The organism is Pseudomonas sp. GW821-FHT07F05 (assembly GCF_059418765.1).
On sequence record NZ_JBWKQL010000027.1, the window covers coordinates 1 to 7,623 of the forward strand.

A 7,623-nucleotide genomic window follows, 5' to 3' on the forward strand; every position below is an offset into this window, starting at 1 on the left:
ATGGTAGTGTGGGGTTTCCCCATGTGAGAGTAGGTCATCGTCAAGATTAAATTCCAGAACCCCATTTGCGAAAGCAGATGGGGTTTTGTTTTTAGCGCGCGGAAAAGCTGTTAAACGTCGGTCCAAAAAAAACCACCCCGTGGGGTGGTCTTCATTTTTTAACGCTGATCAGTCACCGCGATACACGCACCCGCTGGTGCATGTCTCGTGAATCCGTATGGCGGACAGCTCTGGCAGCAGCGGCTTCAACTCCTTCCAGATCCACTTCACCAACACTTCACTGGTCGGATTTTCCAGACCGGGGATGTCGTTGAGGTAGTTGTGGTCCAGACGCTCGTACAGAGGCTTGAATATCGTCTTGATCTCGGAGAAATCGCGAATCCATCCGGTATGGGGATCGGGTTCGCCCTGCAGATAGATCGCTATACGAAATGAGTGACCGTGCAGACGTCCGCACTTGTGGCCGTCTGGCACGTGAGGGAGCCGGTGAGCTGACTCGAACGTAAATTCTTTGAAAATTTCCACGGTGATATAAGCCTTGAGAAGTGGCGATCGCCAGAGCGATAAATGCAAGCAGCGAGTTTATCAGTAATGGTTTCGCGAGTGACAGGCAGAACCTGACCAGATGGTTAAGCCATGGGCTGCAGGCGTTGAACGAGGCGGCCTGTGTCGACGAGCTCCAGGAACTCGTCCCCCAGTCGCCTGCTGCTTTCCATTGCGGTCCGCCAATACCGCTGACGATCCGCATCCCTCCCGACGAACCGCTTGAAGTCGCTTCGATCAGGCAGCTTGCCATAGGGCAGCGTAGCCAGATACTCCTTTGAGGGCGCAAGCAGTACGACGTCTTGAAGCCGAATCTGGTCGCCTCTGCGCCATGGCAGTGCATTGTCAAACCAGCCTGGAATGATTTTGTCGGTAAAGTGCGGATAGAGCACGATGTCGCTTCCGCTGTATGGGAGATCCAGATGGTAGTCGAGCAGGCCGCCGTCGCGGAACATCCCTGCGCCAACACCGGGGATCTCTGCAACGCCCTCCATAACCATGGGAATGGAGCCTGACGCCAGCAATGCTTGGCGCAGGTTGAGGGTATTCAGTGGCAAGCAATGAGACGGAAAGTCAGTCATTGGCAGAAGGGGAGGGGCGAGGCGCGGGTCGTGCATGACCAGCCGCTCGAAATGTCGCGACAGGCGCGCGCGCCCGAGCAGGTTATCTGCGATCACGGCTCCCAGTCCCAGGCTCAACCCAGCACGATGATCTCGGGCAAGCAAGCCACGGCTTCTGACGATCATCACGTTGAGCCGGTAATGGGCGTTCGTCAGGACGTGTGCATCATCCGCCTGCAAAAGCGCGTCGAGCATCGTCATACAGCTGCGGGTGACTTGAGCCATGGTCACGCCTTTGGCGAAACTCTGCTCGTTGTACAGTCGCCCAAGTCGCTGGATCCCTGCAACCGGGTCCGGCAAGCATGCGCTTGCAAAGCGCCAGGAACCGATGGAGGCGCCAATCAAGGAGCGCTCCCGCTGAGCCCGGGGCAGCCATTCGCCGAACAGCGCCAGATCCAGTCCCTGAATCCCCAGTGCTTTCGGTCCACCCGCCGCGCCCGGGATGATGCCGACGTCTATCGGCAACAGCCCTTGCTCCCTGATCCGCGTCAACGCGCGCCTGCCGGCCTTGATAGTCAATGCCGGGTATTTGATGTGAATGTTGCTCATGGCCCCTCCGGGGTCTGACAGGGGAGAATCATATCGTGGATCTCGCTTACATCCGCTGGCGGCTCGCCAGGTAGTGGCACGTAGCCAGATGAATTCAGCTTCAATTAAGTTCGCCCGTTTATGGTGGGCTCCGTACACAACCAGACCACTACGGAGATCCACCATGAAATTCCTGACTGCTTCTATCGCTGCCACTGCACTCACCCTCACAGCCGGTTATGTCCAGGCCCGGGATCTGGGTCCAGATGAGGCGCTGAAACTGCGCGATGCAGGTACTATTCAATCCTTTGAAAAGCTCAATGCCGTCGCCTTGGCGAAGCACCCGAAATCCACCATCACTGACACCGAGCTGGAACAGGAATATGGCAAGTATGTTTACCAGATCGAACTGCGCGATGCGCAAGGTGTGGAGTGGGACGTTGAAGTCGACGCCGTCAGCGGGCAGATCCTCAAAGACCATCAGGACGCCTGATGATCTCCAGTAAGCGTCCCGCCAAGCGTTTCGTTTACTGTCTGGTGGCCGCGTGTGCGGTCACCCCGAGCCTGGCGTGTCTGGCTCGGGATCTGAATCAGGACGAGGTGCTTGAGCTGCGCAGGAAAGGCGTGATTCTGCCACTTGAGCAGTTTATTGATCAGGCACTGGGACGTTACCCCGGCTCCAAGCTGCTTGAAGCCGAACTTGAGGAGAAACACGGCGTGTTGGTGTATGAGATCGAGCTGCTCACTGCGGATCATGTGGTGCGCGAACTGAAATTCGATGCCGGTGACAGCCGCCTGTTGCAAGACAAGGAAGACGATTGATGCGTTTGTTATTGGTTGAGGACCACGTTCCCCTGGCGGACGAGCTCATCAGTACGCTTGGCAGGCAGGGTTACGCGATCGACTGGCTGGCTGACGGCCGCGATGCGGTTCATCAAGGAGCTACCGAGCCTTACGACCTGATCGTGCTTGATCTCGGTCTGCCAGGCGTTCCGGGACTAGAGGTCCTGCAGAAATGGCGGTCCGGCGGGCTGTCCACCCCCGTACTCATTCTGACGGCGCGGGCCTCATGGGCCGAACGTATCGAAGGACTCAAGGCTGGCGCCGACGACTATCTGACCAAACCCTTTCATCCCGAAGAGTTGCAGCTGCGCATTCAGGCGCTGCTTCGCCGTGTCCGTGGTCTGGCCAATCAGCCGAAACTTGAAGCCGCCGGCCTGCACCTGGACGAAGGGCGCCAGTGCGTCAGTCGCGGGGAGGAGGACATCCAGCTGACGGCGGCGGAGTTTCGCCTGCTGCGTTACTTCATGCTCCACCCCGGACAGATTCTGTCCAAAAGTCATCTGGCCGAGCATCTTTATGACGGGGAGAACGAGCGGGACTCGAACGTGATCGAGGTCCACGTCAATCATTTGCGCCGCAAGCTTGGGCGGGCCGTGGTCGAGACACGACGCGGGCAAGGCTATCGTTTTGCCGGGACGGGCGAGTGAGGTCGATACAGCGACGCTTGAGCCTGGGCCTGATCAGCGTGCTGCTGATTGTGGGGCTGGTCCTGGCGCAGATCAGCCTGTGGTTGTTTGAAGTCGGCTTGCAGCGTTATCTCGAGTCTGGCCTGCGCAATGAAAGCGAGCTGCTGCTGGTGGCACTGGTTCGCGGCCCTGACGGTCTGCAGCTCGATGAGCATCGGCTGTCGCCCGGCTATCAACGACCCTATTCCGGCCATTATTTCCGGATTGACTTCGACCAGGGCCATTGGCGGTCGCGTTCGCTGTGGGATCTGGAGTTGCCGCATCCGGGCAAGCCCGGTCTGCACGCCGATCTCGCGCTTGAGAAGACCGACCAATCGCTTTTGCTGCTGCACACCGATTACCGCAAGTTCGGGCAAACCATCTCCATCACCGTCGCTCAGGACTACACCCCGGTGCGAGACAGTTTCGCACTGGTCCAGCGCATCGGTCTCGGGTTGGGGCTGATGGCCCTGATATTGATTCTGGTGTTGCAGCGCGTCACGGTTCGCCGCGCATTGCGCCCGCTGGAAAGGGCCAGAGAACAGATTTTCCAGCTGCAACAAGGGCAGCGCTCGCAACTTGATGAGCGAGTGCCGGTGGAACTTGAACCGCTGGTCGCGCAGATCAATCATCTGCTGGCCCACACCGAGGACAGTCTCAAGCGCTCCCGCAATGCCCTTGGCAATATGGGCCATGCGCTGAAAACGCCGCTGGCCGTGCTGATGAGCCTGGCCGAAGGCGACAGGCTGGCAGGTCATCCGCATGTGCGCGATACACTGCGCGATCAGCTGCAGCACATTCAGCAGCGTCTGGAGCGTGAGCTCAATCGCGCGCGTTTGTCAGGCGATGCGTTGCCGGGTGCGCGGTTTGATTGTGCTGCGGAGATACCCGGGCTGTTCTCCACATTGCGGATGATTCATGGCGAGCATCTGGAGCTGAGCAGTGAGATCGCTGCGGATCTGTTCCTGCCGTGGGATCGGGAGGACATCCTCGAGCTGTTGGGCAACGTGATGGACAACGCCTGCAAGTGGGCCGACAGCCAGGTCAGGCTGACCATTGCCAAAGGCGCTGATGGCTACTGTGTTTTGATCGACGACGATGGTCCGGGCATCCCCTCGCAGCATCGCGATGAAGTGATCGGCCGTGGCAATCGCCTGGACGAGCAAGTGACCGGCCACGGTCTGGGCCTCGGCATCGTCAAGGATATCGTCGAGGCGTGGGGCGGGCGCATTCAGTTGCTGGACAGCCCCATGGGCGGGCTGCAAGTGCGCATCGATCTGCCCGAGCGACTCAGCCCGCAACTGCCCGGGAGCGAAAGCGCGCCTCATTCCTAGTGACCTCAACTTTTTGTGCGCCAGGCCGTTAACCGTAAAGGAACCCCAACGGCTCAACGCACAAAAACAAAGGGTCATGACTGCCATGCGGCTAAATCTCAAAGCCAAAGTACTTTCGCTTGCCGTGCTTCCGGTGTTGGTGTTCGCACTGATCATCAGCGTCAGCACCGTCATCATGCTGCGTGAGCAGGGCAAGCGCGACGTCGAAGAAACCCGCCAGCACCTGCTCGCTGAGGCCAAAGCCACGTTGCAAAGTTACGTGGCCGTTGCGCTGGGCACCATCAAACCGCTTTATGACGCGTCGGCCCCGGGTGACATGGAAGCGCGGGCGCAGGTCATCAAGATGCTCTCCCAGGTCACCTACGCCAAGGACGGGTATTTCTTCGGCTACGACTCTCAGGCGGTGCGGCTGTTCAAGGGCAATAGCCCGGACGGCATCGGCAAGAGCTTCAAGGATGCCCGCGATCCAAAAGGCGTTTTCGTGAATGCCGGTCTCGTTGACGTGGCGAAAGCGGGTACTCATTACCTGGAATATTCCTCCGCGCTGCCCGGTTCGAGCGAGCTGGTTCCCAAACTGGGTTACACCGAATACCTGCCGAAATGGGACATGGCCTTCGGGTCATCGATCAATCTGGACAACATCGATGCCAAGGTCCAGGAGCTGCAGAAGAATGTCGCCGAGCGCCGGCAGAACATGCTGGTCAGCATCATTGGCATCACGCTGCTGGTATTGGTGATTATCGCAGCGGTGGGTTTCTGGATCGCGGGCGGTATTCTGCGGCCGCTGCGCCTGATGAAAGCCAACCTTGACGACATCGCCGCCGGTGAGGGTGATCTCACCCAGCGTCTGGCGGTGACCTCCCAGGACGAACTTGGCGAGCTGGCCGGGTCGTTCAACCGCTTTGTGGACAAGATTCATGGGCTGGTCCGGCAGATCGCCGAAATGACCGCACAACTGACCGGGCTGGTGGGTGAGGTGACCGACCAGGCGCAACGTTCCGAGCAGGCAATGGAGCGTCAGCGTCACGAAACCGATCAGGTCGCCACGGCGATCAATCAGATGTCGGCCGCTGCGCAGGAAGTCGCGAAGAGCGCTCAAGGTGCTTCGGTTGCGGCGCAGCAAACCGATGCCGAAGGTCAGGCCGCCAAGCGAGTAGTCGACGGCAGCATCCAGCAGATTCACGCGCTAGTGAACGACATCCGCGACAGCGGTACTTCACTGGACAGCCTGCAGAATGACGTGTCGTCGATCGCCGGCGTGCTCGGAGTGATTCGTTCCATCGCCGATCAAACCAACCTGCTGGCGCTCAACGCTGCCATTGAAGCTGCGCGTGCCGGCGAAGCGGGCCGGGGGTTCGCAGTGGTAGCGGATGAGGTGCGTGCACTGGCCAGCCGTACGCAGCAAAGCACTCAGGAAATCCAGGGCATGATCGAACGCTTGCAGCAGGGCACACAGGGCGCGGTGCAGGCGATGCGACGCTCGAGCGAGGCGGGCGACGGGACCTCCGCGCGCGCCAATGAAGCCGGCGCGTCGCTGGATACGATCGGTCAACTGATCGGCACGATCAACGCCATGAACGCGCAGATTGCCAGCGCCGCAGAAGAGCAGACGGCCGTGGCGGAAGAGATCAATCGCAGCGTCCACCAGATTGCCGTGGCGGTCGAGGCCGTGGCCGATGAAACCCGCCACGGCGCCTCCACGTCGCGCAACCTCACAGAACTGAATCAGCGTCTCGGCCAGTTGGTCCGGCAGTTCAGAATCTAGACCGGGGTGGCGGGCCTCGCCCGGGGCTCGCTGTCCGCACCTCCTCCATTGACCCTGCACTTCAGCCGCGGCACTCCTGTGGCGATTGACGGACTAAGCATCAGACCGTGTGCTTGGCGCGGTGTAATGACATGGAAGAAACATGAACGAAACCGCGCTACAAAACAAAACCCTGCTGCTGTTATTGATACTGGTGACCATCGCGTTCATCTGGATCCTGCTGCCGTTCTACGGCGCGGTGTTCTGGGCGGTGATCCTCGGGATTATCTTTGCGCCGCTGCAACGCCGTCTGCTTGCCCGCTTCGGTTGGCAGCGCAACCTGACCTCTTTGTGCACGCTGACGATTTGTCTGCTGATCGCGATTCTGCCGGTGATCGTCATCGCGGCGTTGATGGTTCAGGAGGGGGCGACGCTTTACAAGAATGTGGAAAGTGGTCAGCTCGACATCGCCAAATACCTGGCTGAATTCAAGGTCTTGCTGCCGCCCTATGTGCAGCACTGGCTTGATCGCCTGGGGATGGGGGATTTCAACGGGTTGCGCGACAAGATTGCCAAAAGCGCGATGCAGGGCAGCAACTACCTGGCCACCCAGGCATTCAGCTTTGGGCAGGGTACCTTCGATTTCGTCGTCAGCTTTTTCATCATGCTGTACTTGCTGTTCTTTTTCCTGCGCGATGGGCAGGACCTCACCCGCAAGATCCGCATCGCGATTCCGCTGGCTGAGCCGCAGAAGCGCCGCCTGCAGTTGAAGTTCACCCGTGTGGTTCGCGCTACTGTGAAGGGCAATATCGTGGTGGCGGTGACGCAGGGCGCGTTGGGCGGGTTTATTTTCTGGGCACTGGATATCCCGAGCGCGTTGCTGTGGGCGGTGATGATGGCGTTTCTGTCGTTGCTGCCGGCGGTGGGGGCGGGGATTGTCTGGGCGCCGGTTGCGCTGTATTTCCTGCTCAGCGGGATGATCTGGCAGGGCGTGGTGTTGGGGCTGTTCGGGGTGTTTGTGATCGGGCTGGTGGATAATGTGTTGCGTCCGATTCTGGTGGGCAAGGACACGCGGATGCCCGATTACCTCATTTTGATTTCGACGCTGGGCGGGATGGCGGTGTTCGGGTTAAACGGGTTTGTGATCGGGCCGATGGTGGCGGCGTTGTTTATGTCGACGTGGGCGTTGTTTACCGGCGACAAGAAAGCCGTTCGATTGCCGGGCTAGCGCGTGTTCCTAAGATCAAGAGCGTCTGCCTAAGGGCAGACGTTTCGCCTTCGGCGAGTTACTTGATAAAGCCCCAAGTAACCAAGGGCTTGTGCTCCTGGTTGGGCCCTTCCTTCGT

At 59.5% G+C, this 7,623-nt stretch carries 8 protein-coding genes; 6 read left to right on the top strand and 2 right to left on the bottom strand.

From position 1 onward, the window contains the following. Positions 1-168 precede the first annotated feature (168 nt). Together queD and AC07RO_RS26970 are read right to left on the bottom strand one after the other, a co-directional pair. The gene (gene queD, locus AC07RO_RS26965; RefSeq protein WP_172611443.1) at positions 169-525 is read right to left on the bottom strand and encodes a 6-carboxytetrahydropterin synthase QueD; all 357 of its coding nucleotides are present in this window, start codon (positions 523-525) and stop codon (positions 169-171) included. A gap of 104 nt (positions 526-629) precedes the next feature. After that, positions 630-1,712 (bottom strand): patatin-like phospholipase family protein, encoded by a 1,083-nt coding sequence (locus AC07RO_RS26970; protein WP_495087539.1) that lies wholly within the window; start codon positions 1,710-1,712, stop codon positions 630-632. Positions 1,713-1,875: 163 nt separating this feature from the next. Here AC07RO_RS26970 and AC07RO_RS26975 point away from each other — a divergent pair, with 163 nt between their 5' ends. From AC07RO_RS26975 to AC07RO_RS27000, 6 genes are all read left to right on the top strand, one after another. Beyond that, positions 1,876-2,184: a PepSY domain-containing protein gene (locus AC07RO_RS26975; protein ID WP_495087540.1), complete on the top strand. Its 309-nt coding sequence runs from the start codon at positions 1,876-1,878 to the stop codon at positions 2,182-2,184. After that, complete coding sequence (locus tag AC07RO_RS26980; RefSeq protein WP_192174854.1) at positions 2,184-2,513, top strand: PepSY domain-containing protein; 330 nt, start codon at positions 2,184-2,186, stop codon at positions 2,511-2,513. The genes AC07RO_RS26975 and AC07RO_RS26980 overlap by 1 nt, the downstream gene beginning before the upstream one ends. After that, complete coding sequence (locus AC07RO_RS26985) at positions 2,513-3,181, top strand: response regulator transcription factor (RefSeq protein ID WP_192174853.1); 669 nt, start codon at positions 2,513-2,515, stop codon at positions 3,179-3,181. Before AC07RO_RS26980 ends, AC07RO_RS26985 begins: the two co-directional genes overlap by 1 nt. Beyond that, a complete protein-coding gene (locus AC07RO_RS26990; protein WP_495087541.1) occupies positions 3,178-4,533 on the top strand; it encodes an ATP-binding protein in 1,356 nt (451 codons plus the stop codon). The genes AC07RO_RS26985 and AC07RO_RS26990 overlap by 4 nt, the downstream gene beginning before the upstream one ends. Before the next feature lie 85 nt (positions 4,534-4,618). Beyond that, positions 4,619-6,298, top strand: a complete 1,680-nt coding sequence (gene ctpM / locus AC07RO_RS26995; RefSeq protein WP_495087542.1) for a methyl-accepting chemotaxis protein CtpM — start codon at positions 4,619-4,621, stop codon at positions 6,296-6,298. Positions 6,299-6,440: 142 nt separating this feature from the next. Continuing rightward, positions 6,441-7,505 carry an AI-2E family transporter gene (locus AC07RO_RS27000; RefSeq protein ID WP_495087543.1) on the top strand — a complete coding sequence of 355 codons (1,065 nt, stop codon included), beginning with the start codon at positions 6,441-6,443 and terminating at the stop codon, positions 7,503-7,505. Positions 7,506-7,623 lie beyond the last annotated feature (118 nt).

Excerpts from the sequence above, each read along its gene's own strand:
- AC07RO_RS26975 (WP_495087540.1), top strand. The coding sequence starts at position 1,876 with ATGAAATTCCTGACTGCTTCTATCGCTGCCACTGCACTCACCCTCACA.
- AC07RO_RS26985 (WP_192174853.1), top strand. The coding sequence starts at position 2,513 with ATGCGTTTGTTATTGGTTGAGGACCACGTTCCCCTGGCGGACGAGCTC.
- AC07RO_RS26980 (WP_192174854.1), top strand. The coding sequence starts at position 2,184 with ATGATCTCCAGTAAGCGTCCCGCCAAGCGTTTCGTTTACTGTCTGGTG.
- AC07RO_RS26970 (WP_495087539.1), bottom strand. The coding sequence starts at position 1,712 with ATGAGCAACATTCACATCAAATACCCGGCATTGACTATCAAGGCCGGC.
- AC07RO_RS27000 (WP_495087543.1), top strand. The coding sequence starts at position 6,441 with ATGAACGAAACCGCGCTACAAAACAAAACCCTGCTGCTGTTATTGATA.
- ctpM (WP_495087542.1), top strand. The coding sequence starts at position 4,619 with ATGCGGCTAAATCTCAAAGCCAAAGTACTTTCGCTTGCCGTGCTTCCG.